Source organism: Aequorivita sp. IT1282, assembly GCF_058068205.1.
Map to the genome: position 1 here is coordinate 298,354 of NZ_JBYRHR010000004.1, position 17,088 is coordinate 315,441.

A 17,088-nucleotide genomic window follows, 5' to 3' on the forward strand; every position below is an offset into this window, starting at 1 on the left:
GGAATCGAGGTGCTTTTTTTATATTTGCCGTATGATCAATTTAAATATTAACGACGAAACTTCTCAACTTCGTGCCGTGGTATTGGGCCGCGCAGATAGTAATGGACCTGTGCCAAGGTTAGAAGATGCTTACGACCCCAAATCTGCTGAACATATTAAAGCTGGAACATATCCTAAAGATGAGGATATGGCGAAGGAAATGGAGGCGGTTGCAGCTATTTTTGAAAAATACGATGTAAAGGTTTACAGACCCCACTCTATAAAAGATTACAATCAAATTTTCTCGCGAGACATAGCATTTGTTATTGAAGATAAATTTATAATAGCAAACATACTCGATGACCGCTCTATGGAAATTGAAGCTATTGAGCATGTAATTAATCAAATTGATCCTTCAAAAGTTATTGAATTCCCCGAAAACGCACATATTGAAGGCGGCGATGTAATGCCTTGGGGTAATTACATTTTTGTGGGAACGTATTACGGCGAAGACTACCCGAGTTTTATAACGGCTCGCACGAATATGAACGCTGTAAAACATCTTCAAAAGCTGTTTCCGCATAAAAAAGTGAAGTCTTTCAACCTTAAAAAAAGTAATACAGTTGCAGATGAAAATGCGCTGCACTTAGATTGCTGTTTTCAACCTTTGGGTAACGGAAAAGCAATTATTCATAAGGAAGGTTTTTTGATTGAAGAAGAATATGAATGGTTAGTGAATTTCTTCGGAAAAGAAAACTGTTTTCATATTACAAAGCAGGAAATGTATAATATGAATAGCAACATTTTCTCTATTTCGCCAGACGTTGTTATTTCAGAAAAAAACTTTACAAGACTCAATACTTGGCTGCGTGAACAAGGCTTTACGGTAGAAGAAGTGCCGTATGCCGAAATTTCAAAACAAGAAGGTCTGCTTCGTTGCTCAACGATGCCATTAGTAAGAGATTAATCTAATAGTCTTTAAATTTTTGGAACCCAAAGCATTAAAAAATTATTAAAGAATAGATTAAGGTTTCAAAAGGTGTAAACTCCTTTCGGTACGAGTAGGGTTTTTTTTGGCAATTGGAAAAAGGAATTAATAATTTTATAGGGTTTCATCAACACTATCAGATATCTACAAATTTTAGGCTTTACATCAATCTGCTATTCGCATAAAATAACGTCTTAAAGGCTTATTTAACAAAAAAACCAACCCCTCTTTCACAAAAAATTAGTAAACTTGGCATATTAAAATTTTAACAGTTTGAAAAGAATTAACTCCCTTCCATTTTTGTTGCTGTTTCTAACAGCAATTACAACAATTAATGCCCAACAAAGAAATATAAGCCTTGAAGAAATTTGGGGTGGCGCTTTCCGAACCCAAGGTTTAGACGCCCTACATTCAATGAATAACGGTAAAGAATACGCCGTTTTAAATTACGACAGGCAAAATAAAGTATCTACAGTAGATGTCTATGACTATAAAAGTGGTGAAAAGGCGCGAACGCTTTTAAACACGACCGACTTAAAAGGAATAGAATACGTTATTTCTTATGAGTTTAGTAAAGATGAATCTAAAATTCTTTTCACTACAGAACTGCAGCAAATCTATCGTCGTTCCTCTTGTGGGACATTTTATGTTTATGATGTAGCTTCGAAGCAATTCAGTCTCGTTTCCACTAAAAAAATTCAGGAACCAACTTTTAGTAATGACGGCAGCAAAATAGCATTCGGTTTTGAAAATAATCTTTATATAAAAGATTTAAACTCGGGAGAGACAAAACAAATTACCAGCGACGGTAAAAAGAATAGCCTTATTAATGGTTTAACAGATTGGGTTTATGAAGAGGAATTCGCATTTGTACGCGCTTTTGAATGGAGCACAAATGGTGATAGACTAGCCTATATAAAATTTGATGAAACCGAGGTGCCGCAATTTAATATGGATCTTTATGGCAGCGAGCTATATCCTTCAGCAGACACCTTTAAATATCCAAAAGCGGGCGAGGCAAATTCAAAGGTTTCATTGCATTTTTATGATCTTGGCAGCGCAAAGTCTACTGAAGTAGATCTTTCAAAATATAACAGTTACTACATTCCGAGATTACTTTGGACAAAGGACAATAATATTTTGAGTGTTCAACTTACCAATCGCCATCAAAATGTAATCGATTTGGTTTTTGTTGATGCTTCAAATAATACTTCAAAATTGATTTTAGCAGAAAAGGACGATGCATATGTAGATGTTACAGACAATCTTACTTTTTTAAATAACAATAGTTTTTTCTGGACGAGCGAAAAAGACGGCTGGAACCATATTTATCAATATGATAAAAACGGGAAACTACTTAATCAAGTAACTAAAGGTCCTTGGGAAGTAACCGCTTATTATGGTTTTGATCAGAATACGGGACGTGTGTATTTCCAAAGTACTGAAAACGGAAGCATCAATCGCGATGTGTATTCTATTCTTCCTTCTGGGAAAAATAAAGCTCGTTTAACCCAACAAACGGGAACCAACGCAGCGGATTTTAGTGCGGATTATTCGTATTTCATAAATACTTATTCTAGTGCTACTACTCCTTATTTATTCACGCTTCACGAGGCGAAAACAGGTAAATTGCTTCGCGAAATAAAAAACAATAACGATCTAAAAAGCGGATTGGCTACGTATAATATTTCACCTAAAGAATTTTCAACTATAAATATTAATGGTGAAGATTTAAATATGTATATGATTAAGCCTTTGGATTTTGATGAGAATAAGCAATACCCATTGTTTCTGTATCAATATTCAGGTCCAGGTTCTCAAAATGTTTCAAACAGTTGGATGGGCACTAATGACTACTGGCACGAAATGCTTGCGAACGAACAAGATATTATCATAGCCTGTGTTGACGGTCGCGGAACAGGTTTTAAAGGAAGAGATTTCAAAAAAATGACCCAAAAAGAATTGGGTAAATTTGAAGTTGAAGACCAAATAGCCGTTGCTAAAAAATTAAGCGAATTACCATATATTGATGAGTCCCGAACAGGTATTTGGGGATGGAGCTATGGTGGGTTTATGTCTTCAAACGCATTATTCCAAGCACCCGATACTTTTGAAATGGCTATTGCTGTTGCGCCAGTTACAAGCTGGAGATTTTACGACAGTATTTACACTGAACGCTATATGCAGACTCCGCAAGAAAATGCTTCGGGATACGATGAAAACTCGCCACTTTCGCATGTTGCTGGTCTGAAAGGAAAATTTTTATTGGTACACGGAAGTGCAGATGATAACGTTCATGTTCAAAATAGCATGCGTTTAATTGAAGCTTTAGTGCAAGCCAACAAACAATTTGATTGGAGAATTTATCCAGACAAAAACCACGGTATTTACGGTGGTAATACACGATTACATCTTTATACATTAATGACCGATTACATCAAGAAAAACTTATAAAAAATCAACACTAACTAATAATTAATTTTATGTCAGAAGCACTTCAATATCAAAAGCAAAAAGAATTGTTTGGCCACCCCGTAGGCCTTTACATACTGTTTTTTACCGAAATGTGGGAACGTTTTTCCTATTACGGAATGCGTGCCATATTGGTACTTTATTTAGTTGCAGAAGCTGGTAGTGGGAATCCAGGTTTAGGTTGGACCAATGGCGATGCCCTTTCACTTTACGGAACATACACAATGTTAGTTTATGTAGCTTCCATTCCCGGAGGTTGGATTGCCGATAAATTTTTAGGTCAAAAACAATCTGTGCTAATTGGCGGAATCTTACTTGTTGCAGGTCACGGTATTTTGTCCATTGAACAAATGTGGGCATTCTATACTGGACTTGGACTAATTATAGCTGGTGTTGGAATGCTAAAACCGAATATTTCAACAATGGTTGGTGGTCTTTACAAAGCTGGCGATATTAGAAGAGATAAAGGTTTTACAATATTTTATATAGGTATAAACGTAGGTGCATTTCTGTCAAGTATAATTGTAGGTTATGTAGGTGAAGTTTATGGATGGCACTATGGTTTTGGACTTGCAGCAATAGGAATGCTTTTAGGTTTGATTCAATATGTGATTGGACAAAAGCATCTTAAATATGTGGGTAATAACACCAATAATTCTCAAAATGAAGAAGAAAAAGCTGCAATGAAGCGACCACTTAACAAAATTGAAAAAGACAGAATGGTTGTTCTGTTCATCTCTTTCATTTTGGTAATTGTATTCTGGGGTGCTTTTGAGCAAGCAGGAGGTTTAATGAACATCTATGCTTCAGAAAAGACTAACAGAATGCTAATGGGCTGGGAGGTACCTGCTTCTTGGTTCCAATCTTTAAATGCACTTTTCATTATTATTTTAGGAACAAGTGTTGCTGCTTTTTGGGCACATAGAAAACTGAAAGGAAAAATTTCAACTTCACTTTTTAAAATGTGTCTTGGTTTGATAATAATGGGTGTCGGTTTCTTCTTTATGACGGGAGCAACAGCTCAATATAACGCAGATGGTTCATCAGCTATGTATTGGTTAGTTGCGGCATATCTATTCCACACAGTTGGAGAATTGTGTTTATCGCCGGTTGCACTTTCATATATTACAAAATTAGCACCTCTAAAATACGCATCACTTATGATGGGTGTGTATTTTGCAATGACAGGTTTAGGAAATAAAGTTGCTGGACTTTTGGGTGAATCTGCCTCAGATTTAGGGGAATACACAGTCTTTACGGGAATTGCGATTTTCTGTGTAGTCTTCGGATTATTGGTACTGTTAATTAGAAATAAATTAGAAAAACTTACTCACGGAGCTGAAGATAATGAACGTGAAATTAATGACGACAACGAACCTTATGAACTGGCCGATCCAGATTTCAATAAAGTTAATTAATTTCAGAGATACATTAATCTAAACATAAACCGATGAATACCGATATTGAAAATCTGTTTAAAGACAAAGTTTTAGGACATCCCGCGGGACTTTTCATACTTTTCTTTACCGAAATGTGGGAGCGTTTTTCCTTTTATGGAATGCGTATTCTTTTAGTGTTGTTTTTAACGGCACCGCTTATGAGCGACAATCCTGGTTGGGATTGGCCAAGAGAGCACGCGTTAGCACTTATTGGTACGTATGCTTCGCTGTTATATCTAACACCAATTATTGGTGGTTGGGTTGCAGATAAAATTACAGGTTATAGAATGGCTGTGGTTATTGGTTGTATTATTATGACTTTAGGCCACGCTTCAATGGCATTGGAAACTACACCTTCATTTTATTTAGGTCTTGCTCTTTTAGTTATTGGTACGGGTTTCTTTAAGCCGAATATTACTTCTATCATTTCTGAAATGTATAAGGGTAAAGAATCCAAAAAAGACGGCGCTTATACTATTTTCTATATGGGTGTAAATGCAGGGGCTTTCTTCGGAATGATGCTTTGCGGTTATTTAGCCGAAAATAAAGGATGGGCTTGGGGCTTCGGTCTTGCTGGAATTTTTATGTTTTTAGGAATGCTTCAATTTTTATTGGCTCATAAAATATTTGGAGACATTGGAGCAAAACCTTCTAAAAAACACGAAGTAGAAATACCTCAAAATATAAACGAAGAAAGACCTGAATTAAGAAGTGATGAAATAGAAGAAGCACCCATCAAGTTGAATCCTTTCACAATGTTTGATTATGTGCTGATTGTGTTGTCATCTGTTGGTGGTTTACTCTATCTTTTTAATGATCCTCTGGAGACTATTTATTCAAAATCTTTAGTGCCTTTTGAAATTGGTGGAATGAGTGGAACTAATATTGTGGTGCTTGCTGCTTTGGCAATGTTCCTAGTTTTATTAGTTACCCGAATTGCTCGTTACTTGCCAATTGTTCGTGATAGGTTAATCGCGGTTTCAATTTTTGGACTTTTCACCGTTTTCTTCTTTGCCTTTTTTGAACAATCATTGGGTTCCATGACGCTTTTTGCGCAGGATTATACCGAGCGAAGTTTAACGGGTGATTCTGCATTTATTTTCAAAATTGTGGATGCGCTTTTAACCACGGCTCCATTAATTATTATTACGTGGGTTATATACTTATTGGTCAAGAAAACCCATACTAGAATAGCATTATCAAATGTTGCCCTTGTAATTGCCTTTATCGGTATTTGGGGATTGGTTATCTATAGATTAGTAGATAAGTTTTCACAGACAGAATTAGAAGTGGATGCCACTTGGTTCGGGATTTTAAATTCATTTTTCATTATTACATTGGCCCCTATATTTTCAAAATGGTGGGAAAGCAAATACAACCCAAGTGCTGCCGTAAAATACGGAATAGGATTAATTATGTTAGGTTTAGGTTTTGCAATTCTTTCGTATGGTGCGTCAGATATTCCTCCGGGAGCAATGACAGCAAAAGTGAGTATGATCTTCCTTATTCTAGCGTATTTAATGCATACTATGGGCGAGCTTTGTCTTTCTCCGTTAGGACTTTCTTATTTAAGTAAATTGGTGCCAGCGCGTATGATTGGGTTTATGTTTGGGGTTTGGTATCTTGCCATCGCCGTGGGGCAAAAAGCTGCAAACACTATGGGTGGAATGATCGATAAAATTTCGGCAGAATATTCTATGGGTACGTTCTTTTTAATATTTACCTTAATTCCCATTGCGGTTGGTATAGTTTCAATGTTGTTAAATCCAGTCTTAAAAAAATTAATGCACGGTATTCGTTAATACACAATAGTTTATATTAAAAAAGCGTTCCCTATTATGGAACGCTTTTTGTTTCATTCAGAATAAATTTTTAAACATATTAGCATGAAATATTTATTACTACTTTTTCTTATTGTTTCCGCAGGTACTATCAACGCTCAAAAAATTAATTGGATGACGATGAATGAAGCACTCGCCGCACAAAAAAAGGAGCCCAAAAAGATTTTTATGGATGTGTACACTACTTGGTGCGGTCCGTGTAAAATGTTGGATAAAAATACTTTTAGCGATGCAGACGTAATAGAGTATGTAAACAAAAACTATTATGCGGTGAAGTTTAATGCCGAAGGAACAGAGGAAGTAAATTATAATAATTTCACCTATACAAACCCAAATTATGATGCTGCACGCAAAGGTAGAAATGCACAGCATTTGTTTGCACACGCTTTAAAAGTGAATGCATACCCAAGTGTAGTTTTCTTTACAGAAAAAGGAGATCTAATTCAAGCCGTACCAGGATATAGAACACCGCCACAACTTGAAATTTTTCTAAGAATGATTCATACAGACGATTATTTAAAAGTTACAACTACTGAGGCTTGGGAAACCTATCAGAAAAATTTTAAACCTACATTTTAGTCTAGCCTTTCGGTTTCATATTCAGGCTATTCTATTGGGAAAGCTCCTTGTTTTGCAGTATGGCAAAACGGGAGCTTTTTTAGCTTACAAGTTTTTTCCCAGCGCGCTACATAAGAAAAGTAATTGCTGCCATCTGCAATAATTTGGTGCGGTTTTAAACTATCGATAAGTCTGTTCAGATTTAATTTTGGACTGCTAGTTAACAAAATTGTATGCACGTTTAAATGCTTCGGAAAAATGCCTAAACTATCTAAAACGAGGATGTTTTTGTTATTATAGCGAAACAGCTTCGGTAGTTTTTCTTCAGAATAGTTGTTGATATTTATAGCCGTTTTGAATGATTTTATAGGAAATAATTCTGAAATATTTTCAAGTGAATCATTTTTTAAAATCTTCAATTCTTTACCATTTTTATAACCAATTAGTGTGTGTTTGCTTTTCTGAAAAACCACAAGCAAATTTCCCGAAGTTCTGAATTCATCATAAATGTAAACCGATAGAAAAATAGAAATTGTGACGAGTGAAACCATCAAATTTCTGTAATTCCTTTTCTTTAGAAATAAAACTAGTGAAACTATTAATAGATAAGCTGCTAATACCTTCAGTGCCGAAAAGTGAATATTTCGGAATAGAAATTCATCTTGTACCGCAACCCAATTTATAAAGCTGTTTAGCCCTTCAATTAGAAAATTATATGCTTCGGCTAGCCAGTGGGGTAAAAGCTGGAAAGCAGTTAAAATTACAATCAATATTCCTCCGCACATCAGCAAGGTTAAAAAGGGAAGCACTACAATATTCGTCAGCAAAAACAACCCAGGAAACTGATGAAAATAATACAAGCTTAGTGGTAAAACGCCAATCTGCGCACAAATGGTAACCGTTACTATTGCCCAAATTTTGCGTACAATTCGATATTTAGAATAGCCTGCTTTATAGAAAATAGGTTGTAGCCAAACTATAAAGAAAACCGCTAAATAACTAAGTTGAAATCCTACTTGAAAAAGCCACAAAGGATTGATAATTAAAAGCGTCAGAAAAGAAAGAAACAAAGTATTAATGCTATTTGTTTCCCGATTAAAGAGTCTAGCAACTGCAAAAAAGCTAAACATTGTAACCGCACGGGTTACCGAAGGTGAAAGTCCAGAAAGTAGTGCAAAGCCCCAAAGTAGTAATACAATTACAATTGCTTGAATGAATGCGCCGTATTTCCATCGTATTAGTGGTTTGAAAAGGAAGGCGAGGATAAGGTATAAAATCCCCACGTGGAGACCTGAAACTGCTAAAATATGAACAGCTCCGGCTGCTGCGTAGGCATTGTAAAGATTTTTTTCAATATCCTTCTTTTCGCCTAAAACAAGAGCTTGTATTATTGCGCGTTCATCCGATTTTAGTTTGGTGCGCTGTAGTTTCTCTATAAGTTTTGCGCGGAAGTTTTGCGATCTTCCGAAAAGCGTTGTTTTACCGTTTGTAGTTTTTAAAATTTCCTTTTCTGAAAATCGTAATTGTCCGTAAACTCCCAACGATTTCATATATGCTGAATAATCAAATTGGTGTGGATTCAGCGGTTTTGGAATTTCGGAAATAGTAGTGTAAACCAATAAAACTTCATTGGCTGAAAACGATTGTATCAGAGAATCTTTGGAAATGTTTAGCAGTATTTTTCCATTCGCATTTACTCCATTTATGGCGTTTAATTCTGCAAAATATTTTAAATTGAATTTATCGGGCTTTAAAGTTTGGATGATTTTAATCTGAATTAGTTCAGCATTATCATCAGCAATTAAATGCGAAAAGTGTTTCGGTTGAAACTGCGGCAATCGAATTTGATAACTAAAATACCCAATTGCAAAAAAGCACAAATAGGTTGCAATTCCGAAGTAAACGTTTTGAATTAATTGATTTCTCGCCCAAAACCAAAGACCAAAAACGGCTAAAAGGAATGCTAAAACATAATACAATAGAAAAGTAGAAATAGGGAAGAAGTGTGCAGTGAGAATACCAAGCACAAGAAAAATTGAAAACTTAACTACAGCAAAGTTTATGAATTTCATACCCCGAGACTTTAAGTTGAATACTTAAAATTTATTGGGGAGAAAATTGGCTATAATTTGAGGGAAGCTGGGTTTTGTCTGCTGTCCCAGATTGCTAAAATATATATTTCAACATTTTTTTCTTCATATAGAATAAGGTAATCTCGTACTATTTTGATTCTACTTTTTCTATCACTAGAAAACTTACCAGATTCTGGATATTTTCTAATTTGTTCTATTGCCTCATTAAATAGCACATTGAGTTTTATACTATATTCTTCAGATTTGTTTCTTTGCAACCAATATTCAAGAATATCGTATAATTCGAATTTAGCACGGTCTGACCATATTACTTCTTTAGCCATTCCTTTATTTCCTTTTGCACGTCTTCATGTGTGGAATATTGACCATTTCTGTATTGTTCGCGAGCTTCTTCAATAGCTGCTATTTGTGCCTCGTTTAAAACATACACATCATTTTCATCGTGAATTTCCAACAAGCGCATCACGCTTTCAAGAACTTCATTATTTTGGGTGTCGTTTATTTTTGCAATCAACTTTTTTTTCAATGCCGCAGTTTCCATTGCTTAAAATTTATTCTAAGATACAAAAATTCAGTTTTAAATAACCCGTCTCACTTCCACAAAAGCCTTTTTCCAATAGGTTTCTTCGAGTGATGAGATGATAACACCTGCACTGGTTGTAGAATGGATAAACTTCACTTCGCCTCGCTTTGTTTCAACTACTAAGCCTACGTGCGTAATGGTGTTTCTGCTACTGGTTTTAAAGAATACCAGATCGCCTTCTTCAATATCTTTAAAGGAAATAAGGATTCCTTTAGTTGCCATATCGCGAGAAATTCTGGGAAGCGTAATGTTTTCCTTCATAAAAGCCGTGCTCACTAAACCAGAGCAGTCCATTCCTGCTTCCGTTGTTCCGCCATATTTATAGCGTGTGCCTTCAAAGGTTTTTGCGTAGGCAATAATTTCTTTCTTAATTTCCTTCGGACTTTCTTCATCTGCTTCCGGTTCTGAAGTTTCTGGAGTTTGATCTTTACTTTTTGAAATAATCTTGTTGTTTTTATGCAGTTTTGCCTTTTTTGTTGATGGCTCGTTTTTAGCAATAATTATTTCAGGTACTTCGCCTGTATTTTTCGTGCTTCCGCAGGAAATCAGAAATAATGCGAAAAAAGTAAGTAACAGCAGGTTTTTCATAAATAGCGAGTAGCGGATTAATTGTTTAAAATTATGAAATTTATTTTACTTCTTGATAGCTGAATATATTAGTTTGGCCGTGCTTTCACTTGCACCGCGACCACCGAGTTTCTTTTCTAGTTCGTAATAGTCTAAAAACATGGCCGCACGTTTGTACGGATCCAAAATGTTTGTCAATTCTTCTTTTAACCTTTTTTTATTGAAATCGGCTTGAATAAGTTCCGTTACAACGGTTTTATTTAGAATTAAATTCACCAACGAAATGTACTCCAATTTAATAACACGCTTCGCGATTTCATAGCTAATTCTGTTGCCTTTATAACATACCACCTGTGGCACTTTAAAAAGAGCAGTTTCCAATGTAGCAGTACCCGAAGTAACTAAAGCGGCTTCCGAAATGCTTAGCAAATCGTACGTTTTGTTGGTTACAAAATGCACGTTTTTTGTGCTCAGAAAAGTTTCGTAAAACGATTTTTCTTGGCTCGGCGCACCAGCAATTACAAACTGATAATCCTTAAAATCTTTTGCCACGGAAATCATTATTTCCAGCATTTTCGTGATTTCCTGCTTGCGGCTGCCAGGTAACAGCGCAACAATTGGCCGATCGTCCAGCCCATTTTCTTTTTTGAAGGTAGCAGGTATAGCTTGCTTTCTATTATAAATAGCATCAATCAATGGATGACCCACAAAGTGCACAGGGAAGTTGTGTTTTTCTTCGTAGAATTCTTTTTCAAAAGGGAGGATTACATACATTTCATCCACGTCACTTTTTATTTCTTTTATTCTACCTTCTTTCCAAGCCCAGATTTGTGGTGAAATATAATAATGTGTTTTATAACCTTTGTGCCGCGCCCATTTCGCGATGCGAAGGTTGAAACCAGGGTAGTCAATAAAAATTATTACATCTGGATTATAATCTTCAATATCTTTCTTGCAGAATTTGATGTTTTTTAAAATAGTGCCAAGATTCATTATTACTTCGGCGAAACCCATAAAAGCCAAATCGCGGTAATGTTTTACTTCTGTTCCTCCAGTAGCCTTCATTAAATCGCCACCCCAAAAACGGAAATCGGCTTCAGCGTCTTCCTTTTTTAAGGCTTTCATTAAATTGGCTCCGTGCAAATCGCCAGAAGCTTCTCCAGCTATGAGGTAATATTTCATTAATTAAATTTAAAAATTCGCTATTCTGTTTTCAGTACATTCTGAATCATTATATCAAAAAATTCGGTGAGTGTCATTCCTGCTTCACGCGCTTGCTTGGGTATAATACTTTCTGCAGAAAGACCGGGATTTGTATTTATTTCTAAGAAATATGGTTTTCCTTTTTCAATTATGAATTCACTACGAGAGATGCCTTTCATATTCAGTAATTTGTAGATACGAACGGCTTCTTTTTTCACCATTTCCGTTTCTTCTTCAGATATTCTTGCAGGAGTTATTTCCTGTGATTTTCCAAGGTATTTTGCCTCATAATCAAAGAATTCATTTTCCGAAACAATCTCAGTTACTGGAAGTGCAATTATCTCTTTGCCGTTATTATAAACACCAACGGAAACTTCTGTACCCACCAATGCCCTTTCAATTATTATTTCGGAATCTTCAGTAAAAGCCTTTTCGATAGCGGTCATCATTTCACTCATATCGTTCACTTTACTAATTCCAAAACTGGAACCGGAACGATTTGGTTTTACAAAACAAGGCAGTCCTGTTTTCATAACAATTTCTTCCACATTTATTTGGGAGCCTTTATTCACATAATATGAATTTGCTGCGCGTACGCCAAAGTTTTTTAAAACTGAAAGACAATCACGCTTATTAAAACTCAATGCTGCCGAATAATAATCTGTGCTGGTATGTGGAATACCGAGCAGTTCCCAATAGGCTTGTAGATAGCCGTCTTCGCCGGGTGTGCCGTGAATTGTATTGAAAATAGCATCTGGTTTTATGATTTCCGTACCGTTGCTAAAGCTAAAATCTGCTCTATTTACAGGATATTTTGTGCCATTTTCGCTCACAAAACTCCAGTTATCTTTCAGAATATGAACCGGATAAACTTCGTATTTGTTTTTGTCAAGGGCATTGCAAACTACTCCGCCACTGTTTATTGAAATTTTAAATTCGCTGGAATAGCCACCCATAGCCACTGCGATATGTTTTTTATCCATAACAATTGATTAGAATCTACGTTTACAAAAGTATTAAAAATAAGTGCGCTAAATTTTTTAAAGTTATAAGTGTGCAAAGTGGGGAGTTGCAGTATTTAGCAACAGTAGCGGCGATTTATAGCATATTTCGAAAAAGTAGTATAGAATTTTGAATTACGGCTTTGGGGATTAGGGCGACTTTCAACAAAAGATACTACCTTTGGACTTTATATTTTTGTGCATAAACAAAGAAACGTATGACTTTTTTCCATTTCGTGTTTTCCAAAGCATTTTTGAAGCAATTGCTTTTGGCTATAGTAGCATTACTAGTTTTGGGATTTTTGATTTTATGGTGGTTACGCTACAGTACTAATCACAATGAAAAAATAGAAGTACCCAATTTGGCGAAATTTTCTTTAGACAAAGTCGAGGAGAAGTTGGATGAAATGGATCTTCGCTATGAAATTTTAGATTCTGCAAATTACAATCCCGAATACCCCAGATATTCTGTGATTGAGCAAATTCCAAAACCGGGCAAATTTGTAAAGGAAGATAGAAAGCTTTACTTAACCTTAAATCCGTCTGGCTACCGAAAAATTGAGGTGCCGGATGTTTTAGGCCGTACACGCCGCCAAGCGGAGCCAACACTTTTAGCAATGGGCTTTAAAATTGGTAAAATAAGTTACCGTCCGCACATAAGCGATAATGTTTTAGAAATGCGTTACAAAGGCGACAAGCTCGATCCTGGTACACCGCTTCAAAAGACTTCGGTAATAGATTTAATTGTGGGCGACGAGTCACAAAATAGAATACAAACAGAAGACGACCCCTTAGAAGATAACCTAGAGGCTCCCACTAATAATGAAGAAGACAACAATGACGAATTTTAAAGAAGAAGAAGTAGAGGATACTGACGGTAATGATGAACTTTATGAACATTTTCGCTTTACAGCAGATAAAGGACAAGGTGCACTTAGGGTAGACAAATACCTGATGAACCTTATTGAAAAGGCTACTCGAAATAAAATACAAAAGGCCGCCGTTGCCGGAAATATACACGTTAATGGCGTAGCTGTAAAAAGCAATTACAAAGTAAAAGGCAATGATGTGGTTACGGTGCTTTTTGAGCATCCACCGTATGAGTTTTTATTGGTGCCCGAAAATATTCCGATTGATATTGTTTATGAAGATGATGCCGTACTTGTAGTGAACAAAGAGCCGGGAATGGTTGTGCATCCTGGCCACGGTAATTACAGCGGAACATTAATAAATGCGTTAACCTATCACTTCGAAAATCTTCCAAATAACAGTAGTAATCGTCCGGGTCTTGTTCACAGAATAGATAAAGACACTAGCGGTTTATTAGTAGTTGCGAAGACAGAGGAAGCAATGACGCATCTCGCCAAACAGTTTTTCGACAAAAGCACGGAGCGCGAATACGTAGCTATAGTTTGGGGAAATGTAGAAGAGGAAGAAGGAACCGTTGAGGGCAATATTGGACGTCACCCCAAAAACCGTTTACAAAATACCGTTTATGAAAACGATGTTGAGGAAAAAGGAAAACCTGCGGTTACTCACTATAAAATTATAGAGCGTTTAGGCTATGTAACTTTGGTTTCTTGCCGTTTAGAAACCGGCCGCACGCACCAAATCCGTGTGCATATGAAATACATAGGTCACACACTTTTCAACGATGAGCGTTACGGTGGTGAGAGAATTTTAAAAGGAACAACTTTTTCTAAGTACAAGCAGTTTGTAGATAACTGTTTTAAAGTATTGCCGCGTCAAGCTTTGCACGCGCGCACTTTAGGTTTTGTACACCCTGTTACAAATAAATTTATGCGTTTTGAGAGCCCTATTCCAGAAGATATGGAGGCTTGTATTGAAAAATGGCGAAAGTATTCGCAGCACGTTATTGAGTAGCATTAGCTATTTCTTTTTTTCCAAATTTTTGGGTCTCGGCTGGTGTGAATAAAGGATAATATTTCAATTATTTCTTTGTCAACTATTCTATAATGAATGCCAAAAGGGAATTTTTGTAAATAGCGGACTCGTATATTTTTATATTTATACTGAAATAGTTCTGGATTTTCAGCAATTGCATCAAGTTCAGAATATAGCGAGTTTAAAAAACGTATGGCTAAAGTAGATTCTATGTTGCCGTAGTAATCAAAGATTTTATTAGCATCTTCATGAGCAATATTTCGAATTCGCAATTGATACATTTACTTCCCTTTAAAAGAGTTTTTAAACTCTTGAAGAGAAACATAACCATCCGGATTTTCATCAGCTTCTGCAACACGATCATCAAGTAACTTTTTATGCGCATCGCTTAGTGAATAATTCTCGGGTTGGTCTTTTTCACGCATCATTAAATACAGCTGAAACTCCTCAATTGTTTTAAAATGGGTTTTATCCAAGTTCAGTTCTTCTTCAATGTGGATTGTGGTCATGGCAAAGTGGTTTTATTCAAATATAAGAAATTTAAAAATGTAGTTTTTATTAAAAAATAAGTCCCTTTTCCAAACAAAGGAAAAGGGACTTATGGTTTTAAAATAATTTAAATCTATCTAATTCTTCACCCACTTGGCAGTAAATGTATTCTTCCCGTCAGAAATGGAAACGAAATATAAGCCGCCTTTTAGATGTTTCAGGTTATAACTAGAATTTGTTTCTAAGTTTTTTTCTTCCGAAAACACCACTTTTCCGTCAACGCTATAAATTCTCACCTTTGCATTTTGAATTGCTGCAGGAATTTTAAAAGTCAACATTCCTTCCGAAGGATTCGGATAAATGTTAATCATGGAAATTGCATTAAAGTCTGTTACACCAGCAATGGGTCCTAATTCAACCAAACCATCACGCGTATTGTTGCCTTTGTAGCCGTTTCGCTTAATAGTATTTGGGTTGTATGGCACATTAAGATTATAAACGTTTACGAATGTAGAGTCAACGCCCGCACCAAAGTTTAAAGTGTAGCTGTTGGCTGTTAAATCTAACAGGCCATCATCATCCACATCGCCAAGAACTGCGCCATTTAAAAATGTAAAACCGCGCGTACGTAGCGGGAATCCTGCTATTTCACCACTTCCGTCCATAGAATATGCGTGTATATATCCAAAACCATTAGCATCAGTCATGATGCTTGGAAAGATTAAATCTAATTCCCCATCATTATTCACATCTGCTATGGAAATTACACCTTCAGTTCCGCCGTATTTTTCAATTGGAAAGTTGGGTAAGTTATTGCCATTTGGATCAAGCCCGTAAAGAACAGGAAGTTCTTCACCTTGGGTGCTGCTAGTAATTCTGTCTGACATAAATATTTCAAATGTACCGTCATTATCCACATCCCAAACTGTAGAAGGAGAATAGGTCCACCCATTTGTAGCAATAGGCCAGCCAGCTTTGTAGGAGCCATCGTGCTCCATTACGTAAAAACCTGGGGCGTTGCCGTGATTACTTCCTATAATTTCTAAATCGCCATCACCGTCAAGATCTGCAAGCATTGGGGATTGGTAGGAGTAATTTACGTTCGCATCGAAGACCGGAAAACCAGGGAATACTTGCCCTTGGTTATCAAAAATGTACATTCCTGCTGAAGATGCAGCAATAACCACATCTGGGCTACCGTCATTATCAACATCTCCAATTGAAGGTGTGAAAGCAGGGGTAGCCAGAACTTCTACTGGCCAATTGGCATTAATGGGTGTGCCGTCCATTTTAATGGCGTGTACAAAGCCTTGTGCGCTTGCTACTCGTTCGCCAGTAACAATATCGAGTACGCCATCGCCATCCACATCTGCAATGGCTGGAGCGTTAATCATCCAGTGGTCTGCAAAATTTAATGGCCATCCAGGAAGATCGTTTCCTAAGGGATCCATTAGATAAACGCGGCCAGCATTTGGAACGCCGCCTGTGTTTAGAATTATTTCAAGTGTGCCATCACCATCCAAATCGGCAACGGATGGAGGGAGTAAAATAGTTCCACTCACAGATTTTTCCCATAGTACAGATCCATCTCCACTTAAGGCGTATAACTTGTTCCAGATTCCGTAGAGTACTTCGTCCACACCGTCGTTGTCAATATCTGCCAAGGTAGTACCGCGACTGTTTTTTAAGTTAGGATGTGCTGGCTCACCGAAGCGCCAAACACGATCGAATACCAGTGTTCGTTCGGCATCGTAATAGTTTTCAGGAAGGGTAACCGTTTCAACAGAAATGGTGCCGTCTTCATTTAGGCTGGCCTTTTTGCCCTGTTGCTGGGCGGTGGCTGTGCCAATTATTCCTAAGAATAATAGGGAAAGTAGTGTAGTTGTTTTTTTCATTTGGTTTTTTTGAAGTTAATTTTTATAAAGCTATTAATAAATGTTGGGTTTACAAAGAGTGAAATTGAATTGCAA

16 protein-coding genes are annotated in these 17,088 nt (G+C 36.5%); 7 read left to right on the plus strand and 9 right to left on the minus strand.

From position 1 onward, the window contains the following. Positions 1 to 31: 31 nt before the first annotated feature. From AC3RVG_RS10765 to AC3RVG_RS10785, 5 genes are all read left to right on the plus strand, one after another. A complete protein-coding gene (locus tag AC3RVG_RS10765) occupies positions 32 to 946 on the plus strand; it encodes a dimethylarginine dimethylaminohydrolase family protein (RefSeq protein WP_489691465.1) in 915 nt (304 codons plus the stop codon). Between the two features lie 294 nt (positions 947 to 1,240). Further along, positions 1,241 to 3,421 carry a S9 family peptidase gene (locus tag AC3RVG_RS10770; RefSeq protein WP_489691466.1) on the plus strand — a complete coding sequence of 727 codons (2,181 nt, stop codon included), beginning with the start codon at positions 1,241 to 1,243 and terminating at the stop codon, positions 3,419 to 3,421. Between the two features lie 29 nt (positions 3,422 to 3,450). Continuing rightward, a complete protein-coding gene (locus AC3RVG_RS10775; protein WP_489691467.1) occupies positions 3,451 to 4,857 on the plus strand; it encodes a peptide MFS transporter in 1,407 nt (468 codons plus the stop codon). Between the two features lie 32 nt (positions 4,858 to 4,889). Then, positions 4,890 to 6,680 (plus strand): peptide MFS transporter, encoded by a 1,791-nt coding sequence (locus AC3RVG_RS10780; protein ID WP_489691468.1) that lies wholly within the window; start codon positions 4,890 to 4,892, stop codon positions 6,678 to 6,680. Between the two features lie 84 nt (positions 6,681 to 6,764). Next, complete coding sequence (locus AC3RVG_RS10785; protein WP_489691469.1) at positions 6,765 to 7,298, plus strand: thioredoxin family protein; 534 nt, start codon at positions 6,765 to 6,767, stop codon at positions 7,296 to 7,298. A gap of 26 nt (positions 7,299 to 7,324) precedes the next feature. On the opposite strand, the gene AC3RVG_RS10790 is transcribed toward AC3RVG_RS10785, so the two are convergent. The 6 genes from AC3RVG_RS10790 to AC3RVG_RS10815 are packed head-to-tail and all read right to left on the minus strand — an operon-like array spanning position 7,325 to position 12,706. Next, positions 7,325 to 9,349, minus strand: coding sequence for a ComEC/Rec2 family competence protein (locus AC3RVG_RS10790; RefSeq protein WP_489691470.1), 2,025 nt, complete (start codon positions 9,347 to 9,349; stop codon positions 7,325 to 7,327). A 50-nt stretch (positions 9,350 to 9,399) separates the two neighbouring features. Then, the gene (locus AC3RVG_RS10795) at positions 9,400 to 9,693 is read right to left on the minus strand and encodes a type II toxin-antitoxin system RelE/ParE family toxin (RefSeq protein WP_489691471.1); all 294 of its coding nucleotides are present in this window, start codon (positions 9,691 to 9,693) and stop codon (positions 9,400 to 9,402) included. Continuing rightward, the gene (locus tag AC3RVG_RS10800; RefSeq protein WP_489691472.1) at positions 9,678 to 9,911 is read right to left on the minus strand and encodes a hypothetical protein; all 234 of its coding nucleotides are present in this window, start codon (positions 9,909 to 9,911) and stop codon (positions 9,678 to 9,680) included. The genes AC3RVG_RS10795 and AC3RVG_RS10800 overlap by 16 nt, the downstream gene beginning before the upstream one ends. Positions 9,912 to 9,947: 36 nt before the next feature. Beyond that, positions 9,948 to 10,541 (minus strand): C40 family peptidase, encoded by a 594-nt coding sequence (locus tag AC3RVG_RS10805; protein ID WP_489691473.1) that lies wholly within the window; start codon positions 10,539 to 10,541, stop codon positions 9,948 to 9,950. 45 nt (positions 10,542 to 10,586) lie between these two features. Next, positions 10,587 to 11,702 (minus strand): lipid-A-disaccharide synthase, encoded by a 1,116-nt coding sequence (gene lpxB, locus AC3RVG_RS10810; RefSeq protein ID WP_489691474.1) that lies wholly within the window; start codon positions 11,700 to 11,702, stop codon positions 10,587 to 10,589. A 20-nt stretch (positions 11,703 to 11,722) separates the two neighbouring features. Next, the gene (locus AC3RVG_RS10815; protein WP_489691475.1) at positions 11,723 to 12,706 is read right to left on the minus strand and encodes a D-alanine--D-alanine ligase; all 984 of its coding nucleotides are present in this window, start codon (positions 12,704 to 12,706) and stop codon (positions 11,723 to 11,725) included. Positions 12,707 to 12,942: 236 nt separating this feature from the next. Here AC3RVG_RS10815 and AC3RVG_RS10820 point away from each other — a divergent pair, with 236 nt between their 5' ends. Together AC3RVG_RS10820 and AC3RVG_RS10825 are read left to right on the plus strand one after the other, a co-directional pair. After that, positions 12,943 to 13,575 (plus strand): PASTA domain-containing protein, encoded by a 633-nt coding sequence (locus tag AC3RVG_RS10820; protein WP_489691476.1) that lies wholly within the window; start codon positions 12,943 to 12,945, stop codon positions 13,573 to 13,575. Further along, a complete protein-coding gene (locus AC3RVG_RS10825; protein WP_489691601.1) occupies positions 13,562 to 14,608 on the plus strand; it encodes an RluA family pseudouridine synthase in 1,047 nt (348 codons plus the stop codon). Before AC3RVG_RS10820 ends, AC3RVG_RS10825 begins: the two co-directional genes overlap by 14 nt. A gap of 2 nt (positions 14,609 to 14,610) precedes the next feature. On the opposite strand, the gene AC3RVG_RS10830 is transcribed toward AC3RVG_RS10825, so the two are convergent. The 3 genes from AC3RVG_RS10830 to AC3RVG_RS10840 all read right to left on the minus strand — a co-directional run bounded on the left by AC3RVG_RS10830 (position 14,611) and on the right by AC3RVG_RS10840 (position 17,013). Next, a complete protein-coding gene (locus tag AC3RVG_RS10830; protein WP_489691477.1) occupies positions 14,611 to 14,910 on the minus strand; it encodes a type II toxin-antitoxin system RelE/ParE family toxin in 300 nt (99 codons plus the stop codon). Next, positions 14,911 to 15,138 (minus strand): hypothetical protein, encoded by a 228-nt coding sequence (locus AC3RVG_RS10835; protein WP_489691478.1) that lies wholly within the window; start codon positions 15,136 to 15,138, stop codon positions 14,911 to 14,913. Positions 15,139 to 15,255: 117 nt separating this feature from the next. Continuing rightward, entirely contained in the window at positions 15,256 to 17,013 is a 1,758-nt protein-coding gene (locus AC3RVG_RS10840) for a T9SS type A sorting domain-containing protein (RefSeq protein ID WP_489691479.1), read from the minus strand. Positions 17,014 to 17,088 lie beyond the last annotated feature (75 nt).